The organism is Nocardia sp. NPDC127606 (assembly GCF_042671725.1).
GTDB lineage: Bacteria > Actinomycetota > Actinomycetes > Mycobacteriales > Mycobacteriaceae > Nocardia.
Genome location: NZ_JBHXWQ010000008.1, coordinates 15,648 through 37,395 on the forward strand (window position 1 = coordinate 15,648; position 21,748 = coordinate 37,395).

Here is a 21,748-nt window from a genome sequence, read left to right on the forward strand (position 1 = left end):
TCGCCGGAACCGAGCAAGATCAACCGAACGGGCGCACACCATGACCGCACCGCAGCCTCTCGATCAGGCCGAACTGGCCCGCCGCTTCGAGGAACACCGCCCCTACCTGCGGCGTCTCGCGTACAGCACGCTCGGCAGCATCAGCGACGCCGAAGACGTGGTGCAGGACGCGTGGCTGCGCCTGCAGCGGCAGTTCGACGCGGGCAAGGCGGACGAGATCGACAACCTGCGTGCCTGGCTCACCACCGTCATCGGCCGCCTCGCGCTGGACCAGCTCGGGTCCGCGCGCGCTCGCCGCGAACAGTACGTCGGCGAGTGGCTGCCGGAACCCGAGGTCACTTCCTGGAACGATCCGGCCGACCGCATCTCCCAGGACGAACGCGTCACCACCGCGCTGCTGGTCGTGCTCGAGTCGCTCTCGCCCGCCGAACGCACCGCGTTCGTGCTGCAAGACGTGTTCGGCATGTCCGGCCCCGAAGTCGCCGAGGTGGTCGGGCGTACGCCCGCCGCGGTCCGGCAGCTCGCCTCACGTGCCCGCAAGCACGTCGAGAACGGCACCCCACGTTTTCCCGCTTCGCCCGCCGAACAGGAGAAGGTCGTCTCGGCGTTCTCGCTGGCCTGGCGCTCGGGTGATCTGAGTTCGCTGCTCGGCATCCTCGACGAGAACGTGGTCCTCACCGCCGACGGCGGCGGCAAGGTGCCCGCCATCCGTCAGCCGGTGCGCGGCGCGGAGCTCATCGCCAAGATGCTGCTCGGCTGGTACACCGCGGCGAACGGCTGGGGTCGGGCGGTGCTGGTCAACGGCATGCCGGGCCTGGTCGTGTTCGACGGCACCAATATCGGCGTCTTCTCGTTCGTCATCGACGCCGGTCGCGTCGTCGCCATCAATGTGGTGCGCAATCCCGACAAGCTGCGCGACCTGCCCATCGACGGCGACCCGGACTGGTACCTGGGCGGCGGCAGGTAGCCGCGACGCGGCCCCGGTTACGCGCCGAGGGGATATCCGTGCGCGGCCGCGACTTCGGCGGACAGCAGCTTGCCGTCGACGGCCGTGAGTCCCGCGGCCAGGCCGGGGTCGGCGGCGCAGGCTCCGCGCCAGCCCTTGTCGGCGATCACCGAGGCGAACGGCAGGGTGGCGTTGGTGAGCGCCACCGTAGAGGTGTGCGGCACCGCGCCCGGCATGTTCGCCACGCAGTAGAACAGGGAATCCGCCACGGCGAAGGTCGGATTCGCGTGGGTGGTCGGCCGGGTCGAGGCGAAGCAACCGCCCTGATCGACGGCGATATCGACGAGCACCGAGCCTGGCCGCATCCGCGCGACGAGTTCGTCGGACACGAGTTTCGGCGCCTTGGCGCCCGGCACCAGCACCGACCCGATCACCAGATCCGCGGCGACAACGGCTTTTTCGATCTCCAAAGCGTGCGAAGCGAGGGTGCCGACCCGACCGGCGAAGCGAGCGTCGAGCGCACGCAGACGCGCCAGATTCGTATCGAGCACGCTCACCACGGCGCCCATCCCGACCGCGATACTCGCAGCGTTCGTCCCCGCGACACCGCCGCCGAGCACCACCACATCCGCCGGTCGCACCCCGGGCACACCGCCGAGCAGCACGCCGCCGCCACCCATCGGCGCCATCAGGTGATAGGCCCCGACCTGCGCGCTGAGCTTGCCGGCCACCTCGCTCATCGGCGCGAGCAGCGGCAGCGACCCGTCGGGCCCGCGCACCGTCTCGTACGCGATGGCGACGATTCCCGCGGACAGGATCGCGTCGGTGCACTCCTTCGATGCCGCCAGGTGCAAGAAGGTGAACAGCACCTGATCGCGGCGCATCAGTGAGTATTCCTGCGCGATGGGCTCTTTCACCTTCACCACCAGATCCGCCCGCGCCCAGACCTGATCGGCGTCGGCCACGATCCACGCACCCGTGGCGCGATAGTCGTCGTCGGCGAAGCCGGACCCGACACCGGCGCCGGCCTGCACGAGCACCTCGTGCCCGTGCGCGACCAGTTCGGTGGCGCCCGCCGGGGTGAGAGCCACCCGGAACTCCTGCGGCTTGACCTCCTTCGGAACCCCGACGACTACGCCCGTTCGCGTCATCCGGCAAGCCTAGGACCTGGGCCGGAGCTCAGCCGTCGGCTCGATCGCGTGTCGCGGTCGAGCCGATTACGCCGGGGCTGGAGCCGGCGGGCTGGACGTGGTTTCCGGGGCCGTCGCCGGAACGGTGGTGGTGGTCGGCGGTGCTGTTGTCTGCGTCGTCGTCACCGGCGGCGGCGTGGTGGTCGGGGCCACGGTCGTCGTGACCGGCGGGACCGTTTCGCCACACTCGTTGTGACCGCAAGAGTCTGTTCCGCAATCCGGGCCGGGCACACAGTTGTATCCGGGCGGGATACCGCATTCGTTGTGACCGCAGGAGTCCGTTCCACAATCCGGCCCCGGCACACAGGTGTACCCGGGCGGGATCTCGCCTTGCGCGGGCGACCCCGGCGCGGCCTGCGTGGGTGAGTGGTAATACGACGACTCCGGGGTCGATCCACCACCCGAACCTCCCGGAACAGCCGATGCCGCAGGCGAACTCGTCGGCGTTACCGACGGTGTCGCGGTGACCGACGTCTTCGATACCGAAGTCGATCCCGAATCACCGGAGTCGCCACCGTCCGACGAACAGGCACCGACTGCGAACACCACCAATGCCATCAGCACACCGAGCGCGATCCGGAACAGGTTGCCCCTCAGTAACTTCCGCAACATGTCTTCTCCTCAGCCCACGGACCCGCACCTGGCAGGAGCAGGTGCGGGTCGACGAAAAATGTTAGATAGCAGAACTATTCAATGAATCGCCGCTCAGACGGAAAACATTTCACCTCGCACCGGCACGATCAGCTGGTGCGCGCGATCGGCGTAGGCGAAGGTGCGCTCGAGGTAATCCAGCGACTCACTGAAGTGACCCCATCCCTCCGCGTGCACGGCGACGATCACGGCATCGCCGAGCACCGCGGCGGCCGCGACGGCGGTGCGGGCGTTCAACGTGACGTCACTGTCGCCGAACCGCCCCACATTGGCCCCGCCGATGTTCAACACCGCGGCGTCGATGCGCCCGATCCGCTCGACGATCTGCTCCACCAACTCCACCGAGGCGTTGTCGCCGGACACGTACACCGTGGGCTCACTCGGTGCACGCAGCACGAATCCGGTGACCACACCGCTGAACGGCTCGCATCCCGGCGGCCCGTGCAGCGCGGGCACCGCGGTGATCTCCACCGCCCCGACGGTCACCGTCTCCCACGGCGCCAGGCCGCGCACACCCTCGATCCGGCTCGCGGCATCCGGTGTCGAGAGGACCGTGTCGACCTCGGCGAGAAGCGCACGGCCCGCGGTGTCGAGATTGTCGGCGTGCTGGTCGTGCGAGAGGAGCACGACGTCGATCGTCCCGATCTCCTCGACCGACACGGCCGGACCGCTGAGCTTGTGCAGGGTGATCGGACCGGGGTAGTCGCCGGGCTCGTCGAACGTCGGATCGGTGAGCCAGGTCAGTCCGCCGTAGCGGAAACGCAGGGTCGGGCCGCCGATATGCAGGGCGGCTGCCAGGGCGGGGCGGGTGATCGTCTCGGTCATGCCGATAACTTTCGCCGAGCGGGCCACCGCCCGACAGTGGCCTGCAGGCCGTACACCGATAAGATCGGGCCATGACCTCGGTGGCCGTGATCGCGTTCGACGGAATCAGCCCGTTCCACCTGTCGGTGCCGAGCCTGGTGTTCGGCAGATCCGGTACCGGCGTCGACGACGCGTCGCCCTACGACGTGCGGGTCTGCGCCGAGGAACCCGGAACACTGTCCACCGCAGCCGGTTTCGACGTCACCGTTCGACACGGCCTCGATACCGTGAGCACCGCCGACCTGGTGGTCTTTCCCGGATGGGTACGTGACCAAGGGATTTCGCCCGCACTCAACGAGGCGGTCCACACCGCCCACGCCAACGGCGCCCGGCTGGTCGGGCTGTGCCTCGGCTCCTGGGCGATCGCGGCGACCGGGCTCGCCGATGGCCGCGAGGTCACCACCCACTGGGCCGCCGCCGACGCACTGGCCATGGCCTACCCCGACGTCCACGTACGCGCCGACACCCTGTGGAGCGACCTGGGCGACGTGATCACCTCCGCGGGCGTCGCCGCCGCGCTGGACTGCTGCCTGCACATCGTCCGCACCGACCTCGGCGTCCGCGCTGCCACCGAACTGGCACGATCGCTGGTCACCGCCCCACACCGCCATGGCTCGCAGGCGCAGTACATCCCGATCGCGGTGCCCGACGACGACCCCGACGATCCGATCGAATGCGCGATGGCCTGGGCTCGCGCCCGCCTCGACACCGCCGTCGACCTCGACAACTGGTCACGCGAGGCACTGATGTCGCGGCGCACCTTCACCCGCCGCTTCCGCGATCGCACCGGAACCAGTCCCCAGCAGTGGCTCCTGCAGCAACGCATCGACCATGCCCGGCTGCTGCTGGAGTCGACCGACGACACCGTCGACCGGGTCGCCCGCGACACCGGCTTCGGCAGCACGGTGAGTCTGCGCCACCACTTCCACCGCGTGCTCGGCACATCTCCGGCGGCCCACCGCGCGCAGTTCCGCGGTGCGGCGCAATAATGACGTTCATGATCATCAAGGTGAGCGGGTTCACTCCCGAGATCGACGACACTGCCTGGATCGCGCCGAACGCGACCGTGATCGGGCGGGTGCGCCTGGGCGCCGAGGTCGGCGTCTGGTACTCGGCGGTGCTGCGCGGCGACCTCGAACAGATCAGCATTGGCGCGCGCACCAATATCCAGGACGGCTGCGTGCTGCATGCCGATCCCGGTTTCGCGCTCACCGTCGGCACCGGGGTCTCGGTGGGACACAACGCGATTCTGCACGGCTGCACCATCGGCGACGACGTCCTCGTCGGCATGGGCGCGACCGTGCTCAACGGCGCGGTGATCGGCGCGGGCAGCCTGATCGCGGCCAATGCCCTGATTCCCGAGGGCGCGCAGATTCCGCCCGGCTCACTCGTGGCGGGCGTGCCGGGCAAGGTGCGTCGCGAACTCACCCCGGCCCAGCAGGACGGCATCAAGCTCAACGCGGCGGTGTATCTGCACAATCTGACCAACCATCGCGACGCCGAGGTGTTGTGACCCGTCACACTGAGCAAGTGACCAGTAGGGAACCCTGATAGCATTTGTCCTGCGTATTGCGTCCGATCATAAGAGCGGCGATCGGCACCGGATACGCGAGGCAGGAGGTATCACGGTGGCATACGTGCATTCCGGTGTACGCCGAGCGGCGGGACAGCTCAGCGTGGCCGATATCGCGGCCCAGCCCGGCGGGATCGAGGCACTCCAATCCCGTGTTCACGAACTCCGATCTCGCGGAGTACATTTCGCGGCCAATGCGATCGAGCAGGAGATGGCCGCACTGGATCTGCCGCCACGGGGATAATGGGGTAATGCCTACCGTTACGTCGATCCTCGCGCGGATACTCGAAAAACCCGTCACCGACGGGGAGAAGCTGCTCGACAGTGCGCTGTCGGCGTTTCTGGACTTCGGGATCAAGCGCACGAGCATGGGCGAGATCGCGCGGCGGGCCGGCATCAGCCCGGCCACCCTCTATCGGCGGTACGAATCCAAGAACGACCTGGTCGAAGCCGTCGGCGTGCGCGAGGCGCAGCGCTACGTGACCGAGATCGACGAGCGAGTACGCGCGGTCACCGAACCCGGCGAGCAGCTCGTCGAGATCTTCGTCGCCTTCGTCACCACCATCGCAGGCAACGAACTGCTACGCCGGTTGCTCAGCACCGAGCCGGAGATCATCCTGCCCCGACTCACCACCGATGCCGGGCCGATCCTCGCCGTCGGGCGCGCGTATCTGGCCGAGAAGCTGCGCGAGCTCCAGGTCAGCGCGCCGGTGCCCGAATTCGATCCCGATCTGGTCGCCGAGATCATGGCGCGGCTCGCGCTGTCGCTGGCGCTGACCCCCGACGGACTCATTCCGCTCGACGACGCGGAAGCCGGGCGGGAGTTCGCGCGGCGCACGCTGCTACCGATGGTCGGTCTCCGCGACATCCACTGAGACGCCGAAGGCCGCCGCCACCGCCTCGTCGATGCCCGAATCAGCTACCGGCACACCGTCTTCCAGCAGCGCGCGCACCCTCCGCACAATCTCGGCCGCCGCCGAGCAGCCAGGATCGGGCACCGGCAGTCGCGCAACGTACTGGGTGATCCAGCGGCGACGGCCCGAGTACAGCCGGTTGCCGCAGACGGCGTCGTAGAACCTCAGTCCCAGTGCCGAATTCGCCACGCCCATCAGCAGATACGCCAGATCGATGGCCGCACGGCCCGCACCGAGATCGGTGAGCGAGATCCAGTAGCAGTCACCGTTGACGACCGCACCCGACCGATCGAGGGCGAATCGCGGACGTTCACTGATGTCGGGAAACACCAATTTCGGTGCGCCCCAGAGATGTGGGCGCTGCGGAACCCAGATCTCGAACCACTTGCGACCACCGTCGAGTACATAACGCCTGCCCGACAGAGCTTGTTCGTGGGACCGAAGATACGCGGCGGCACACGGAAATTCGGCCAGATCGATCGGGGTGCGGCGTGGCTGCAGCAGATCGTAAGGGTAGAGCACCTTCGTGCCACGCGCCATCGCGACTCGCCAGGGTTGCAGATCGTGGTGAGTGATCAACTCCCGCAGCAGTTCCGGCTCCGGCGTGGGGTCCATCTGATCCCAGCGGTCCGAGATGAACACCCGATCGGCCGTCGTCTTGATCCCCACCCTGATCCGCGCGGCCTCCCCGAACGAGCGCCAGGTGCGATCGGCGATCCGGCCGAGCCAGTGATCGACCGCGGGGCGCGACATGCGCCACGCGGTGTCACCGTGACGGCCGGACCGGATACCGTCTCGCGGGTCGACCAGCTCTGCCGGCTCCGCGCTCACCGTCGGCGGGGTCGTCACCGTGGGCCGCACGTCCGGCACAGGCTCACGGGCCACCGCGTCGCCTGTCGCCAGCACGCCGACCTCCACCGCGAACACCCGCCCCCCGGCGCCGACGCGGCAGGCATCGTCGCCGGCCAGCGCGTCAAAAAGCTCGGTGGTGCAGTCGGGTTCGACTCCCAGTTCCTCATAGACCGAGACGTAGCGGCAGTCGGGTGGTCCGGTGGCACGCAGGGCGACGGTGATCGCGGGCAGCACCGCGGCGGCGAAGAGTTTGGTGTCACCGAGGTCGTAGAGCTCCATCGGCGTCAGTTCATCGGTGAGAATTCGCCGCAGATTCGATCCGGCGCGCGTGGTGAGAAACCGGTTGGCACAGAGTAATCCGAGCACTCCCCCGGCAGCCAGCAGCCGCGGCGCGATGGCGACGAAGGGATGGGTGAGGTCGATCCGCCCGCGCAGGCCGAACTGCTTGCTCAGCAGCTGTGCGGTCGCGCCGCCCAACTGCTGGGTCCGGACATACGGCGGATTGCTGATGATCAAGTCGAACGAGCCGTCGGCCAGATGTGCCGCCGCTGCCAGGAAATCGCCGCCGCGGCAGTCTATTTCGATGCCGAGCGCGGCGGCCCGGTCGGCGGTTTCGGCGACAGCTTGTCGATCCAGGTCATATCCCGTCAGGTGCACCGCCATATCCGGTGCGCTCGAGGCGATTTCCCGACGAACCGCCAGCAACAGCTCGCCGTCTCCGCACGCCGGATCGAGCACGCGCAGCACCCCGGCGCGTGGGGTGTACCGCAGCGCCCGTCGCGCCAGGAACCGCGCGAGCTCCGGTGGCGTGTAGTGCCTGCCGTGCCGTTTGCGCTCCTGCGCGTCGCGGGCCTGCAAAGCCATGCGTTCGATTGTGCCCCGGAACCGCCCCGATCCGCCGCAGGCGCGAGCCGGGCCGCAGCGCGGTGACCTCACCTGCGCAAACCCGATCGGGTGTTTCAAACAGTGGTTTGCACCACTGGATCAGGGGTGGAGCGAGCAGTGGGCGCTAGGTAACGTCTGTCCGGTTTCACCCCGCTGCACCGAAGCCGAGGACGATGCCGAGACTCAGCACGCTGACCGCCGCACTCACCGCCGTAGCCCTCACCGTGCTGCCCGCGTTACCCCCGGCCCTCGCGCAGGCCGACCCCGGCCGGTACGCACCGACCATGCTCATCCTCGACGCCTCGGGCTCGATGGAGCGTCCCGATCAGGGCGGCACCATGATGGATTCGGCGAAGCGTGCCGTGCGCACGTTCGTCGCCTCGGCGCCCGCCGAATCCTCGGTGGGACTCACCACCTACGGCACCGGCACCGGCAATGCCGAGGCGGACAAGGCGGCAGGGTGCCGCGACGTCCAGGTGTTGCAGCAGCCCACCACCATCGACAAGCCCGCACTCACCACCGCTGTGGACGGTATCCACGCGCGCGGCTGGACCCCGATGGGCACCGCGCTGCGCCAGGCCGCCGACGCGCTGCCCGATTCCGGGCCGCGTTCGATCGTGCTCGTCTCCGATGGTGACGACACCTGTTCGCCGCCGGACCCGTGCGAGGTCGCCAGGGAGTTGAAGCAGCAGGGGCTCGACCTGATCGTGCATTCGATCGGGTTCGCCGTCGACGACAAGGCACGCGCCCAGCTCACGTGCATGGCCCAGGCCACCGGCGGCACCTACGGCGATGCCGCCGACGGTGCCGCGCTGGAACGCATTCTGCCGCGGGTGAGTTCGGCCGCACTGCGCAACTACCAGGCCTCCGGCACGCCCATCACCGGCACCGACGAGTACCGGACCGCGCCGGTCGCGAAGGCGGGCCAGTACCTCGACACCATCGGTCAGCAGCAGAAACGCTTCTACGCGGTCGACGTGCCCGCGGGCGCGACCGCCTACTTCACCGGGATCGTCTCGTTTCCCCGGGCGAAGGGCGTCTCCATGACCGAGGACATGAACGCGCTGGAACTGCGGGTCTTCGGCCGCGACGGCGTCGACTGCAGTATCCGCGAGCGCGAACTCGAGACCAGGGCCAGTGACGGCGTCGCACTCACCGTCGCCAAGGCCTTCGAGGGGGCGACCCAGGAACCCACCAGTGCCGAGTCCGCCCAGTGCAAGGGCGGCGGCCGCTACTACTTCGAGCTGAACTGGGATCTGGTGGCCAAGGGCTCACCCGCGCGACTGCCGATGGAAATTCTGGTCGGCATCGAACCCGGGGTCACCGATCCCGGACCGGCCGCGGTGAACACCCCGGTGACCTTCACCGATCCGGCCGGGCCCGCTCAACCGATCAGTGGTGGCGGCTCGTTCACGACCGCCTCCACCCTGCCCGGCGGCGGCAACTACGCCGACACCCTCCAGTCGGGCGAGTACGTCTTCTACCGCGTGCGGCTCGACTGGGGACAGGGACTGGCCTACCGCGTGCGGTTCGCCGAGACCGGCGGCGCGAACAGCACCGCCGCGTCGAATGTGGAGACCACCCTGTATTCGCCGCTCGGTCGCGAAATCGACTCCGACACCGCCGCTTACACCGGTAGATCCAGCGCCGAGCTCGCGCTGGCGTCGGTGCCGGTCCGGTATGCCAATCGGGATCAGTCCGATTCGCAGGTGCAGCGGCAGGCGGTGGCCGGCTGGCACTACATCGCCGTCAAACTCGGCATCCCCATGGGCGCGGACGCGATGCCGCCGACGCCGATACAGCTCGACGTGACCGTGACGGGCGCGGCGGAACCCGGGCCGACCTACGTCGGCGCCAGCGCTCAGCCAGAAGCCGAACAGACGGTCGCTGTGAGCGGTCCGGCGACGGTCGCGCGGCCGTGGGCCCTGTACGTCCTGATCGGGGCAGGCGCGGCGCTGGTCGTCGGCGTCGGTATCGCGATCGCGGTCGTCGCCCGCCGACGCGACTGATTCCGGCTTCCGCCGGCACCTCGGCTTCGTGGTGCCGGCGGGTTCCGCAGCGGTGACCGAACTGCTAAATTAGTCTCAAAATGAGACCAGTTCTCCGTACCGTAGGGAGCCGCGCGATGGCGCAGACCGAGCACGACAGCAGCGATTTCGCCACCCTCCAACGGCTGGCCGACGAACGCTGGAGCTGCCGTCAGTTCACCTCCGAACAGGTCGACCGCGCGACCATCGAACAGCTACTGACCCTCGCGCAGCGCACCCCGTCGTGGTGCAATACCCAGCCCTGGCAGGTCGTGGTCACCGCGGGCGAAGGCACCGAGCGGTTCCGCAAGGAACTCCTCGACCACATCCAAACCGCAGGCAACACACCCGATTTCGAATTCCCCACGGCCTACGAAGGCATCTACCGGGACCGTCGCCGTGCCTGCGGGTTCCAGCTCTACGACAGCGTCGGCATCGTCAAGGGCGACCACGAGAAGACCATGCGCCAGATGGTGCGCAACTTCGAATTCTTCGACGCCCCGCACGTCGCCATCGTCACCTCCGAAGCCGACCTCGGCATCTACGGCGCCGTCGACTGCGGTCTCTGGCTCGAGAACTTCCTCCTCGGCGCCCAAGCCCTCGGCCTCGGCGCCGCGCCCCAAGCCGCCCTGGCCTCCTACGCCCCCTTCATCCGCGACTACTTCGCCATCCCCGACACCCGCAAAGTCGTCTTCGGCATCTCCTTCGGCCACCCCGACACCACCCACCCGATCAACACCTTCCGCACCGCTCGCGCACCCCTCGACGACCAGGTCACCTGGCACACGTCCTGACCCGGCGGATCACCGCGCCGCGTCAGGCGGGGTGCGCGGCCGAGGGCATTCCGGGACCGGCTTGCGGCTCGACGTCGCGCGCGGTGATCTCCGCCGCGCACTCATCGCACGTCAGATGCGCGTGCGCCTCCCCCGCGCAACCACGATGCCGGTATTCCACCGGCGGCCCGTCCGGTGCCATGTAGGCGTCGCCCCAGTCGCGGATCGCCATCAGAACGGGGTAGATCGCGTGCCCCTTCTCGGTGAGGCGATATTCCTCGTAGGCACCGTCATCGGCCGGGCGTTTCACCAGAATCTCGTGTTCGACCAGGCGCTCGAGGCGGTCCCGCAGCCGACTTCGCGAAATCCCCAGCGCGCTCTGGAACGCGTTGAAACGCCGCACCCCGGCGAAGCTGTACTTCAGGATCAGCAAGGTCCAGCGATCACCGAAGATCACCAGCGGCCGCGTGATGGAGCACGGGACGTCTGCGAGTTCCTCATAGCGCACCCCGCCATTATCCCCCGAACGGGCACGGCTGCGGCGCGGTAGACGGGGTTCTCCCCGAGCAGCCGGCTGACCCACGACGACTTCGGGCCCCGGAAGAATCTCCCGGGGCCCGAAGTTGCTGTGTCAGTTCAGATCACAGCGGGATGTTCTTGTGGTGGCTATTGCGGGCCGGAGCCGCAGCGAGGGCCGCGGCGATGATGCTGCGGGTTTTGGCAGGGTCGATGACCTCGTCGACGACGCCGATGGCGACGGCGCGTTCGACGCCGCCCGCGAGCTGCTCGTGTTCGGCGGTGAGGCGCTCGTGGAGGGCTTCGCGCTCGGATTCGGGGGCGGCGGCGAGTGCCTTCTTGTGCAGGATGCCGACGGCGGCCTTGGCGCCCATGACGGCGACTTCGGAACCGGGCCAGGCGTAGACGGCGGTGGCGCCGAGGGCGCGGGCGTTCATCGCGATGTAGGCGCCGCCGTAGATCTTGCGGGTCACCAGGGTGACGCGGGGGACGCGGGCTTCGGCGAAGGCGTGCAGCAGCTTCGCGCCGCGACGGACCACGCCCTCGAGCTCCTGGCCGACACCGGGGAGGTAGCCGGGCACGTCGGTCACCACGACCAGCGGGATGCCGAACGCGTCGCACAGACGCACGAAACGTGAAGCCTTCTCGGCACTTTCGGAGTTGAGGCAGCCGCCGAGGCGCAGCGGGTTGTTGGCCAGGATGCCGACGGTGCGACCGCCGAGCCGACCGAGGCCGGTGACCATGCTGCGGGCGTAACCACCCTGGAGTTCCTCGAAGGAGGACTCACCGTCGACGTTGTCGAGCAGCTCGTGCACGATCGGCTTCACGTCGTAGGCGCGCTTGGCCGACTCCGGCAGCATCGCCTTCAGATCGACATCGCCGTGCTCGGCCGCGACCAGGTCGAACTCACCCTGCTCGGCGAACATCGACACCAGCCGGCGCGCGCGGTGCATGGCGTCGGCCTCGTCGTCGGCGGCGATGTGGCAGACGCCGGACTTCTTGAAGTGTGTGGTGGGACCACCGAGGGTCTCCATGTCGACGTTCTCGCCGGTCACCGAGCGCACCACGTCGGGTCCGGTGACGAACACGCGGCCCTCCGGCGCCATGATGACCACGTCGGTCAGCGCCGGACCGTAGGCGGCGCCACCGGCGGCGAAGCCGAGCACCACCGAGATCTGGGGCACCAGGCCGGACGCACGAACCATGGCCTCGAAGACCAGGCCTACCGCGTGCAGCGCCTCGACACCCTCGGCCAGGCGCGCACCACCGGAGTGCCACAGCCCGACGACGGGAATGCCGGATTCGATCGCGGTGTCGATCGCGTCGACGATGTGCTTGCAGCCCTCCACGCCCATCGCGCCACCCATGACGGTGGCGTCGGAGCAGTAGGCCACGGTGCGGACCCCGTCGACCTCGCCGATCGCGGCGAGCACGCCGGAGCGGTCGCGCGGATGCAGCGGCAGGACGGTGCCGGGGTCGAAGAAGCGTTGGAGCCGACCCAGTGGGTCGCGCGGATCGGTGGTGGTGTCTTGAAACGCGGGAGCAATGATGGTCATCGCGCTCACTCCTTCGTAAAGATTGCCGCGGCGGCGGCTGCTGTGGCGAACCGCCGGTGGGAGTCGAACCATTCAGTTGGCACGACCCCCACCGGGGATCGGAATGCAGTCGGCGGCTTATGCCCGACCGAAGGCGAGCGCGACGTTGTGCCCACCGAAACCGAAGGAATTGTTGATCGCGTACTCGATTTCCTGGCGACGGGCTTCCCCGTGCACCACATCGAGATCGATCTCCGGATCCTGGTTGTCCAGGTTCAGTGTCGGCGGAACAATGCCGTCCCGGATCGCGAGCACCGTGAGGATCGACTCCAGGGCGCCGACGGCGCCGATCGAGTGACCCAGTGCCGACTTCGGCGCGTACACCGAAGCGTGCTTACCGATCGCCTTGTGGATCGCGTTCGCCTCGGCGGAGTCACCGATGGGCGTCGCGGTCGCGTGGGCGTTGATGTGGGTGATGTCGCTCTTGGTCAGACCAGCGGTCTGCATCGCGCGAGTCATCGCCCTGGCCGCACCGGTGCCCTCGGGATCGGGAGCCACCAGGTGGAACCCGTCGGAGGTGATACCGGCACCCAGCAGACGAGCGTGGATGGTGGCACCGCGCGCCTTGGCGTGCTCTTCGGTCTCGATGACCATGAGCGCGCCGGCCTCACCGAAGACGAAACCGTCGCGATCCTTGTCGAAGGGACGCGAAGCGCCCTTCGGATCGTCGTTGCGGGTACTCATCGCACGCATCATGGAGAACGCCGCGATCGGCACCGAGTCGATGAAGCCCTCGACACCACCGGTGACGACGATGTCGGCGTCACCCATCACGATCATCCGCCACGCGTTGGCGATGGCCTCCGAACCCGACGAGCACGCCGAGACCGGAGTGACCACTCCCGCCCTGGCCTTCAGCTCGAGACCGACGACCGCCGACGGACCGTTCGGCATGACCATCTGAACAGCCAGCGGCGAGATCTTGCGATAGCCACCGTTCTTCAGCTTGTCGACCGAGTCGATCAGGGCGTCGCCGCCGCCGAGTCCGGTGCCGATCGCGACGCCGAGACGGTCGTTGTCGACCTCAGGGCTGCCCGCGTTCTTCCACACCTCACGACCGAGAACGGTCGCCAGGCGCTCGACATACGCCATGCGGCGGATCTCGACCCGGCTCAACAGGGTGTCGGGGCTGACCTTCAGGTGACCGCCGATTCGCACCGGCAGGTCGTATTCCTCGATGAAGGAATCCTCGAGAACGTCGATTCCGCTCTCACCGTTGAGGAGTCCCTTCCACGTCGCATCGACATCACCAGCGATCGACGTGGTCGCCGCCATCGACGTGACGACGACGTTGGGGAAGTTCCCGTTCAAAGTACTGGGAGCAGGAGTGGTCAAAGTTCGGCCCTACTCGCCGGCGCTGTCGAACTTGGCCTTGAGCTCGGCGGCGACGTCGGCGTTCTCGGCCTCGAGCTTCTGGACGTAAGCGACGGAGTCGCCGACGGTCTTCAGGCTGGCCAGATCCTCATCGGGGATCTTGACGCCGTACTTGTCTTCCATCTGCACAGCGATCTCGACCATGGACAGCGAGTCGATGTCCAGGTCGTCGACGAAGGACTTCTCGAGGGTCACTTCGGAGGGTTCGATACCCGTAACCTCTTCGATGATCTTGCCGAGTTCTTCGACGATCTGTTCCTGGGTCAGAGCGGCCACTTTGGTGGCTCCCTTCTTGTTGCTATTTGTAGGGTTCGTGAACGGCCTGCACTTCGCTGTGCATGACCGCCGGGGGGAAAGCTAGCCCGAGGTGGTCAGTTCGACCAACGCGGGGAGGTCTTCCGGGGTCTTGAGGGCCAGATTGGGCGTGCCCTTCAGTTCCCGCTTGGCGATGCCGACCAGCGTGCCCGCGGGCGGCAACTCGACCACGGCCGAGACGGCCGCGGCGCGGATGGTCTCGTTGCACAGGTCCCAGCGCACGGGGCGCGTGACCTGAGCGGCGAGCTTTTCGATCGCGTCGGCGCCCGAGGTGACCGGTTGTCCGTCGAAGTTCGACAGCAGCGTCCGGATCGGGTCGCTCGGCGAGATCTGGGCGATGGCATCGGCGACAGCTTCCTGTGCCGGGGCCATGAAGACGGTGTGGAACGCACCGGCGACGGGCAACGCGCGGACCCGTGCCTTCTCCGGCGGGTTCGCGGCGAGCTCCGCCAGAGCTTCCAGGCGGCCCGCTGCGACGATCTGGCCTACCGCGTTGCGGTTGGCCGGGACGAGATCGAGTTCGGCGAGCCGTGCGAGCACGGTGGCCTCATCGCCACCGAGCACCGCGGACATGCCGGTCGGCTCCAGCGCACAGGCCTTGGCCATCTCCCGGCCGCGGATGGCGGCGAGGGCGACTGCCTCGTCGGCGGTGATGACACCGGCGACAGCGGCTGCGGCGAATTCGCCGACCGAGTGTCCGGCGACGACTGTATCCGCCGGAATCGACCCGGGGACGATTTCGGCGAACGCGAGCAGGGCGGCGGCGACCACGAGCGGCTGCGTCACCGCGGTGTCGACGATCTCCTCGGCCGTCGCGGTGGTACCGAGACGGACCAGGTCCAGGCCTGCGGCCTTCGACCAGAGCTCGAGGCGATCAGTCGCACCGGGAAGTGCGAGCCACGGCGTGAGCATGCCGGGTGTCTGGGACCCCTGTCCAGGGGTAAGCAACGCGATCACCCCCTAAGACAACACTGTGACCCCCGCCGCATGAGATGTCGGCGCGAATGAAGCTTTCCGATCGCTTTTGTAGGGGTCCCACAAAATCCGAGGTGGGGTGTCGGGATCGACCGTTTCCCCAATCCCGTTACAGGGGGTCGTGAGCCATTGGGACAGGCGGGGTTTCTGTGACAGGGGGAGACGATTCGTTATGCGTTCGTGTCAAACGGCCCACTGTTGCTGCGATTCGGAGCACATATGCGTCCCGGGGATTCATGGGATCGCGGCCGGTGACCTCACCGATTCGTTTGAGTCGGTACCGAACGGTATTTGGATGGACGTACAGCTGCCGAGCGCAAGTTTCTACTGCTCCGCCACAATCCAGGTAGGCGTCGAGTGTGTCGGATAACGAAGATCCGGCAGCAGCCAACGGGAGCACAAGATACTCGTTCAACGCCTCTATTGCAGCTCTATCGCCCAGCAAGGCGCGTTCCGGGAGCAACTCCGTGGCGTGAACGGGCCTTGGCGCCGCGCGCCAGCCCACCACGGCCTCCATCCCCGCCAACGCCTCGATCGCCGACGCGTGCGCGGCGCCGAGGGTGCGCATCGTCGGACCGATCACCACCGGGCCGTCGGAGAACACCTCGGCCAGCAGATCGGTGAGGAACGGCGAGCCGATGCCCGACTCCCCCAGATGCCCGCTGACCACCATCACCAGACGCGCACCCTGCACCACCGCCAGCGCGGCCCTGCCGTGTTTGGTCGCGATCGTGTGCACCGCGCCGACCGTCGACACACCCTGGTCCAGCGGCGGTGTGCCGACCAGCACCGTGGCGGGCGCCGTGGCGTCCCAGTTCAACGTGGCGGCCCGGGAAAGCATGTCCGGGCCCGTGTCGCCCCGGACCACCGCGTCGACCACCAGGGCCTCCAGGCGGGTATCCCACGCGCCACGCGACTCGGCGGCGCTGGCGTACACCGAGGCGGCCGCGAAGCCGAGCTCACGCCCGTACCGCAGCACCGCCTCGGTGAGCGCCACCAGCTGACGATCGTTGCGCGCCAGCGCGGGCAGCCACTGCTCGAAGAAGTCCATGGCCACCCGCACCATGTCCACGGTCTGGCGCAGCGTGAGCCGCCGCGCCAGATCCTGGGGAATCACCTGGAACGCGTCCAGGCTGAAGCGGATATCGGAATCGGGATCCTGCAACCACTCCAGGAAGTTCACGACGGCCGTCTGCACCAGCATCTGCACGCCCGCTCGCTGCGCGGCGTCCAGATCGGCGAAGAACGGCAGCCGATCCTGCATCGACCCCACCGCCTCGGTGGACAGCCGGCCCGAGAACTGCTTGACCCGCTTGAGCAGCGTGTCGGGCAGCGGATCACGGGTCTGCCGATTCGGGGACAGAGCCCCCGTCGGCAGATAGACCTCGTGTTCGCTGGTGCCCTCGGTGATCCGACGGGGCCGCGGCGGTTTGCGCTCCACAGTCCAATAGTCCGCTACGCGAGTTCCTCTGCCGCGTCCGCACTCGGCTTCGGCGCGGCGGCCACGCTGTCGATGCCGTATTTCGCGGCCGCTTCCACCGCCTTGGCCTTGTCGAACGTGCCGTCCCGGACGAGACCCTCCAGCACCGCGACCACGATCGACTGCGCGTCGACGTTGAACACCCGGCGCGCGGCCGTGCGGGTGTCGGAGAAGCCGAACCCGTCGGTGCCGAGGGTGATGTAGTCGCCGGGTACCCACTGCCGGATCTGATCGGGCACCGCGCGCATCCAGTCCGTCGCGGCGACCACCGGTCCCCGCGCGGCCGAGAGCGCCTGGGTGACATACGGCGAACCCGAATCGGCATCGGGGTGCTTGAGCGCCGCGATCTCCTTGTCGAGCGCCTCCCGGCGGAGCTCGCCGAACGAGGTCACCGACCACACGTCCGCGGCCACACCCCACTCCTGCGCCAGCATCTCCTGTGCGCGCAACCCGTCGGGCACGGTCACACCGGAGACGAGGATCTGGGCACGAACCTCGCCCTCGCCACCACCCTGGTACAGGTACAGGCCCTTGAGCAGACCCGCCACGTCGAGATCGTCGGGCTCGGCCGGCTGCTGGTAGGGCTCGTTGTACAGGGTGATGTAGTAGAAGATGTTCTCCCCGCCGAACGTGCCGACCGCGGACACCTCGGTGCCGGGCAGCTGACTGGCCGGGGCCTCGCCGCCGCCGTACATCCGGCGCAGACCGTCGCGCACGATGTGCGCGATCTCGAACGAGAACGCCGGATCGTAGGTCACCACAGCGGGATTCGACGATGCCAGCAGCAGCGACTGCCCGTCGTTGTGCTGCAGACCCTCACCGGTGAGGGTGGTGCGGCCCGCGGTGGCGCCGAGGACGAATCCGCGCGCGAGCTGGTCGGCCGCGGCCCAGAAGCTGTCGCCGGTGCGCTGGAATCCGAACATCGAATAGAAGATGTAGAGCGGGATCATCGGCTCGCCGTGGGTGGCGTAGGAGGTGGCGACCGCGGTGAACGAGGCGGTGGAACCGGCTTCGTTGATGCCCTCGTGCAGGATCTGGCCGACCGCGCTCTCCTTGTAGGCGAGCATCAGTTCCGCGTCGACCGAGGTGTAGAGCTGGCCGTTGCGGTTGTAGATCTTCAGCGTCGGGAACCACGAGTCCATGCCGAAGGTGCGGGCCTCGTCGGGGATGATCGGCACGATGCGCTTGCCGATCTCCTTGTCGCGCAACAGTTCCTTGAGCAGGCGCACCAGCGCCATCGTCGTGGCGACCTTCTGCTTGCCCGAACCCTTGCGCACCGAGCGGTAGGCCTCGTCGCCCGGCAGCTTCAGCGGCTTGGCCGGCGAGCGTCGCTCCGGCACGAAACCGCCGAGCGACCTGCGCCGGGCCAGCATGTACTCGATGGCCGGATCGTCCATGCCGGGGTGGTAGTACGGCGGCAGGTACGGGTCCTTCTCCAGCTCGGCATCGCTGATCGGGATGCGCTGCAGATCGCGGAAGTCCTTGAGGTCCTGCAACGCCAGCTTCTTCATCTGGTGGGTGGCGTTGCGGCCCTCGAAGTGCTTGCCGAGGGTGTAGCCCTTGATCGTCTTGGCCAGGATCACCGTCGGCTGGCCCTTGTGCGCCATCGCCGCCGAATACGCCGCGTAGACCTTGCGGTAGTCGTGGCCGCCGCGCTTGAGATTCCAGATCTCGCCGTCGGACATGTTCTGCACCAGCGCCTTCGTGCGCGGGTCGCGGCCGAAGAAGTGGTCGCGCACGTACGCGCCGTCATTGGCCTTGTAGGTCTGGTAATCACCGTCGGGGGTGGAGTTCATCAGGTTCACCAGCGCGCCGTCGCGGTCGGCGCCGAGCAGCGCGTCCCACTCGCGACCCCAGACCACCTTGATCACGTTCCAGCCCGCGCCGCGGAAGAACGACTCCAGTTCCTGGATGATCTTGCCGTTGCCGCGCACCGGGCCGTCGAGCCGCTGCAGGTTGCAGTTGATCACGAAGGTGAGGTTGTCGAGCGCCTCGTTGGCGGCCACCTGGATCAGGCCGCGCGACTCGGGTTCGTCCATCTCGCCGTCGCCGAGGAACGCCCAGACGTGCTGGTCGGAGGTGTCCTTGATGCCGCGATCGGTGAGGTAGTGGTTGAACCTGGCCTGGTAGATCGCGTTCATCGGGCCCAGGCCCATCGATACCGTCGGGAATTCCCAGAAGTCCGGCATCAGCCGCGGGTGCGGGTAGGACGGCAGGCCCTTGCCCAGGCCGCCGTGGCTGTATTCCTGACGGAATCCGTCGAGCCGGTCCGTACTCAGGCGGCCCTCGAGGAAACCACGCGCGTAGATGCCGGGCGAGGCGTGGCCCTGGATGTAGACGTGGTCGCCGCCGCCGGGGTGATCCTTGCCGCGGAAGAAGTGGTTGAAGCCCACCTCGTAGAGCGCGGCCGAGGACGCGTAGGTCGAAATATGGCCGCCGACACCGATTCCGGGGCGCTGCGCGCGATGCACCATGATCGCGGCGTTCCACCGGATCCAGGCGCGGAAGCGGCGCTCGACTTCCTCGTCACCGGGGAACCACGGTTCGTTCTCGGTGGGAATCGTGTTGACGTAATCGGTGGAGGTGAGCGCCGGAATCGAGACACGGCGTTCGCCCGCTCGCTCGAGCAGACGCAACATCAGGTAGCGGGCGCGACCCGGGCCTTCCCGGTCGAGCATGTCGTCGAAGGATTCCAGCCATTCGCTGGTTTCTTCGGGGTCGATATCCGGTAGATACGACGCCACTCCTTCGCGGATGACCCGTACCCGTTCACCGGTGGGTTTGGTGGTGGATTCACCGCCCCCGGTGGAGGTCGCTACTGGATCGTTGGAAGCTGCAGAGTGGATCAGGTCGGTCAAATCTGCTCCTCGTGATGGGGGCTGAACTGCTTGGTCGGCGTCGCTATCCCCGGGCCTGCCCGCTTGGTGTGCGGACCACCCGTTGCGAAAGGTTCGGGTGCACCCTCCATCCTTACCGAAACGGCTGCCGAGGTCATCACCTCAGCGCGAATACCATTAGGTAGGTTCTGCGGGGAAATACGAGTCACGCACGTGAGTGAGAGGGAACGCCGGACGATGAGGGTGCTGCACGCGCGCCGACTGGGGCTGATCTGTGCCTTTGTCGCCGTGACCGCGGGTTCGGTGGTGGCGGGTTGCGCCGAGCAGATCCCCGGCACACCGACGACCGACGCGGCCGAAGTCGCCGCCTACAAGACCACGGCCGCGGCGTCGTCCTCGGCCGCCGCGTCCTCGCGCGCCGCGGCCGCGCGCGAGCGCGCGATCACCGACAACTGCGGGCAGTTCGCCACCACCACCGGCGCCGGCGTCACCGCCTACAACGACTTCGTCTCCGCGCACGACACGAACGCTCCCGACTACGCCGCCAAGCGCGAGTCCGCGGCCACCACCCTCGACAACGCGGCGACCAAAGTGGAGTCGGGCGTCGTCGCCGCGGCGGGCGCGTTGCCGACCGAACTCGCCGACAAATTCACCGCCTATGTCGTCGCCGCGCGCGAGCTGGCCGTGCAGACCAGAAAGATGACCTACAACTCACCTGTCGGCAAGCTCAACGAGGCCAGTCGCACCATCAACCAGGCACGCACCGCAGTCCACGACGCCTGTTGAGACGGCCGATTTTGCCCTGCCGACACGCGGCATACGGTCCCAATTCATCCGATCAGCTTGCGCTGCGGCCGATAACCATGTTCGCTTGCACCTATCTTACTGTCGGAAGTTTAGGGAGGACACCACCGTGGTCGCCGCGGCGGACGCGCAGAACTACGCTCAGAAGCTTGGCATTTCTCACGGCTTGGTTGTTCAGGAATTGGGCTGGGACGAGGACACCGACGACGCATTGCGCGCCGAGATCGAGGAGGTCAGCGGCGGCGAAATGGTCGACGAAGACTCCGATGAGGTCGTCGACGCCGTCCTGCTGTGGTGGCGAGAAGGTGACGGCGATCTGGCCGACGAGCTGATGGATGCCATCAGCCCGCTGGCCGATGAAGGCTTCATCTGGGTCCTCACCCCCAAAACCGGTCAACAAGGCCATGTCGATCCGAGCGAGATCGCCGAAGCCGCACCCACGGCCGGCCTGACCCAGACATCCACCATCAGCCTCGGCAGTTGGACGGGCTCACGCCTCGTTCAGCCGAAGGCACCGTCCAAACAGCGCTGAATCCGCCGTTCGCTAGGGTCTCAGTTGGGCTCGTATGCCCGGCTGGGACCCGACACGACGGAGGATTCGTAGTATGCCGCTAGAGGTTGGCACGCTCGCGCCGGATTTCACGCTCAAGGACCAGAACAACCAGCCCGTCACCCTGTCGGATTTCCGCGGCAAGAAGAACGTGCTGCTGGTGTTCTATCCGCTCGCCTTCACCGGCATCTGCCAAGGCGAGCTGTGCAAGGTCCGCGACGAGCTGCCCAAGTTCCAGAACGACGACGCCGAGATCATCGCGATCTCCGTCGGACCGCCACCCACCCACAAGATCTGGGCCGCGGAACAGGGCTACCTGTTCCCCCTGCTGTCGGACTTCTGGCCGCACGGCGCCGTCACCCAGTCCTACGACGTCTTCAACGAGAAATCCGGTTACCCCAACCGCGGAACCTTCGTCGTCGACAAGTCCGGCTACATCACTTTCGCGGAGATGAACGGCCCCGGACAAGCCCGTGACCAGGCGGCTTGGGAGAAAGCTCTCGCCGCGCTAGATTCATAACCCGACACCGCCGGTACTCCCCGGCGGTGCCAGGGCGTATAGCTCAGCGGTAGAGCACTGGTTTTACACACCAGCGGTCGTAGGTTCGATCCCTACTGCGCCCACAG

General features: G+C 67.6%; 22 protein-coding genes and 1 tRNA gene. 12 read left to right on the forward strand and 11 right to left on the reverse strand.

Annotation, left to right across the window (positions count from 1 at the left end):
• Positions 1–40 precede the first annotated feature (40 nt).
• Positions 41–967, forward strand: a complete 927-nt coding sequence (gene sigJ, locus ACFVJ5_RS28130) for an RNA polymerase sigma factor SigJ (protein WP_379224605.1) — start codon at positions 41–43, stop codon at positions 965–967.
• Positions 968–984: 17 nt separating this feature from the next.
• Here the strand turns inward: sigJ and ald are convergent, their stop codons facing one another.
• Entirely contained in the window at positions 985–2,097 is a 1,113-nt protein-coding gene (gene ald, locus ACFVJ5_RS28135; protein WP_379224607.1) for an alanine dehydrogenase, read from the reverse strand.
• Positions 2,098–2,125: 28 nt separating this feature from the next.
• The gene (locus ACFVJ5_RS28140; protein ID WP_379224609.1) at positions 2,126–2,338 is read right to left on the reverse strand and encodes a hypothetical protein; all 213 of its coding nucleotides are present in this window, start codon (positions 2,336–2,338) and stop codon (positions 2,126–2,128) included.
• Positions 2,339–2,599: 261 nt separating this feature from the next.
• Here ACFVJ5_RS28140 and ACFVJ5_RS28145 point away from each other — a divergent pair, with 261 nt between their 5' ends.
• Entirely contained in the window at positions 2,600–2,833 is a 234-nt protein-coding gene (locus ACFVJ5_RS28145) for a hypothetical protein (protein ID WP_379224610.1), read from the forward strand.
• 8 nt (positions 2,834–2,841) lie between these two features.
• Here the strand turns inward: ACFVJ5_RS28145 and ACFVJ5_RS28150 are convergent, their stop codons facing one another.
• On the reverse strand, positions 2,842–3,612 hold the full coding sequence (locus ACFVJ5_RS28150; protein ID WP_379224612.1) for an MBL fold metallo-hydrolase: 771 nt from the start codon (positions 3,610–3,612) through the stop codon (positions 2,842–2,844).
• Between the two features lie 71 nt (positions 3,613–3,683).
• On the opposite strand from ACFVJ5_RS28150, the gene ACFVJ5_RS28155 reads away from it, so the two are divergent.
• From ACFVJ5_RS28155 to ACFVJ5_RS28170, 4 genes are all read left to right on the forward strand, one after another.
• Positions 3,684–4,640 carry a GlxA family transcriptional regulator gene (locus ACFVJ5_RS28155; protein WP_379224614.1) on the forward strand — a complete coding sequence of 319 codons (957 nt, stop codon included), beginning with the start codon at positions 3,684–3,686 and terminating at the stop codon, positions 4,638–4,640.
• Positions 4,641–4,648: 8 nt separating this feature from the next.
• Positions 4,649–5,164 carry a gamma carbonic anhydrase family protein gene (locus ACFVJ5_RS28160; protein WP_101469311.1) on the forward strand — a complete coding sequence of 172 codons (516 nt, stop codon included), beginning with the start codon at positions 4,649–4,651 and terminating at the stop codon, positions 5,162–5,164.
• A gap of 115 nt (positions 5,165–5,279) precedes the next feature.
• Positions 5,280–5,468, forward strand: coding sequence for a hypothetical protein (locus ACFVJ5_RS28165; RefSeq protein WP_101469192.1), 189 nt, complete (start codon positions 5,280–5,282; stop codon positions 5,466–5,468).
• A gap of 7 nt (positions 5,469–5,475) precedes the next feature.
• Entirely contained in the window at positions 5,476–6,099 is a 624-nt protein-coding gene (locus ACFVJ5_RS28170; protein WP_379224616.1) for a TetR/AcrR family transcriptional regulator, read from the forward strand.
• Here ACFVJ5_RS28170 and ACFVJ5_RS28175 read toward each other — a convergent pair.
• Positions 6,067–7,854, reverse strand: a complete 1,788-nt coding sequence (locus ACFVJ5_RS28175) for an Eco57I restriction-modification methylase domain-containing protein (protein WP_379224618.1) — start codon at positions 7,852–7,854, stop codon at positions 6,067–6,069. The genes ACFVJ5_RS28170 and ACFVJ5_RS28175 overlap by 33 nt on opposite strands.
• 194 nt (positions 7,855–8,048) lie before the next feature.
• Between ACFVJ5_RS28175 and ACFVJ5_RS28180 the strand changes: the two genes are divergently transcribed.
• Both ACFVJ5_RS28180 and ACFVJ5_RS28185 read left to right on the forward strand, forming a co-directional pair.
• Complete coding sequence (locus tag ACFVJ5_RS28180) at positions 8,049–9,884, forward strand: VWA domain-containing protein (protein ID WP_379224620.1); 1,836 nt, start codon at positions 8,049–8,051, stop codon at positions 9,882–9,884.
• A 116-nt stretch (positions 9,885–10,000) separates the two neighbouring features.
• Positions 10,001–10,696, forward strand: a complete 696-nt coding sequence (locus ACFVJ5_RS28185; RefSeq protein WP_379224622.1) for a nitroreductase — start codon at positions 10,001–10,003, stop codon at positions 10,694–10,696.
• 22 nt (positions 10,697–10,718) lie between these two features.
• Here ACFVJ5_RS28185 and ACFVJ5_RS28190 read toward each other — a convergent pair whose 3' ends face one another.
• The 7 genes from ACFVJ5_RS28190 to aceE all read right to left on the reverse strand — a co-directional run bounded on the left by ACFVJ5_RS28190 (position 10,719) and on the right by aceE (position 19,788).
• The gene (locus tag ACFVJ5_RS28190; RefSeq protein WP_379224624.1) at positions 10,719–11,183 is read right to left on the reverse strand and encodes a winged helix-turn-helix transcriptional regulator; all 465 of its coding nucleotides are present in this window, start codon (positions 11,181–11,183) and stop codon (positions 10,719–10,721) included.
• A 133-nt stretch (positions 11,184–11,316) separates the two neighbouring features.
• Positions 11,317–12,747 carry an acyl-CoA carboxylase subunit beta gene (locus tag ACFVJ5_RS28195; RefSeq protein WP_379224626.1) on the reverse strand — a complete coding sequence of 477 codons (1,431 nt, stop codon included), beginning with the start codon at positions 12,745–12,747 and terminating at the stop codon, positions 11,317–11,319.
• 117 nt (positions 12,748–12,864) lie between these two features.
• Positions 12,865–14,121: a KasA/KasB family beta-ketoacyl-ACP synthase gene (locus tag ACFVJ5_RS28200; RefSeq protein ID WP_266299014.1), complete on the reverse strand. Its 1,257-nt coding sequence runs from the start codon at positions 14,119–14,121 to the stop codon at positions 12,865–12,867.
• A gap of 9 nt (positions 14,122–14,130) precedes the next feature.
• Positions 14,131–14,436, reverse strand: coding sequence for a meromycolate extension acyl carrier protein AcpM (gene acpM / locus ACFVJ5_RS28205; protein ID WP_056821158.1), 306 nt, complete (start codon positions 14,434–14,436; stop codon positions 14,131–14,133).
• 81 nt (positions 14,437–14,517) lie between these two features.
• Positions 14,518–15,432, reverse strand: a complete 915-nt coding sequence (locus tag ACFVJ5_RS28210; RefSeq protein ID WP_379224628.1) for an ACP S-malonyltransferase — start codon at positions 15,430–15,432, stop codon at positions 14,518–14,520.
• Positions 15,433–15,559: 127 nt separating this feature from the next.
• On the reverse strand, positions 15,560–16,861 hold the full coding sequence (locus tag ACFVJ5_RS28215; RefSeq protein ID WP_379225098.1) for a PucR family transcriptional regulator: 1,302 nt from the start codon (positions 16,859–16,861) through the stop codon (positions 15,560–15,562).
• A 44-nt stretch (positions 16,862–16,905) separates the two neighbouring features.
• Positions 16,906–19,788, reverse strand: a complete 2,883-nt coding sequence (gene aceE, locus ACFVJ5_RS28220) for a pyruvate dehydrogenase (acetyl-transferring), homodimeric type (protein WP_379224630.1) — start codon at positions 19,786–19,788, stop codon at positions 16,906–16,908.
• 216 nt (positions 19,789–20,004) lie between these two features.
• Between aceE and ACFVJ5_RS28225 the strand changes: the two genes are divergently transcribed.
• From ACFVJ5_RS28225 to ACFVJ5_RS28240, 4 genes are all read left to right on the forward strand, one after another.
• On the forward strand, positions 20,005–20,553 hold the full coding sequence (locus tag ACFVJ5_RS28225) for a hypothetical protein (protein ID WP_378639088.1): 549 nt from the start codon (positions 20,005–20,007) through the stop codon (positions 20,551–20,553).
• 127 nt (positions 20,554–20,680) lie between these two features.
• The gene (locus ACFVJ5_RS28230) at positions 20,681–21,103 is read left to right on the forward strand and encodes a DUF3052 domain-containing protein (RefSeq protein WP_101469203.1); all 423 of its coding nucleotides are present in this window, start codon (positions 20,681–20,683) and stop codon (positions 21,101–21,103) included.
• Positions 21,104–21,176: 73 nt separating this feature from the next.
• Positions 21,177–21,641 (forward strand): peroxiredoxin, encoded by a 465-nt coding sequence (locus ACFVJ5_RS28235; protein WP_067456651.1) that lies wholly within the window; start codon positions 21,177–21,179, stop codon positions 21,639–21,641.
• 32 nt (positions 21,642–21,673) lie between these two features.
• Positions 21,674–21,745, forward strand: a tRNA-Val gene (locus tag ACFVJ5_RS28240).
• The last annotated feature ends 3 nt before the right edge of the window (positions 21,746–21,748 follow it).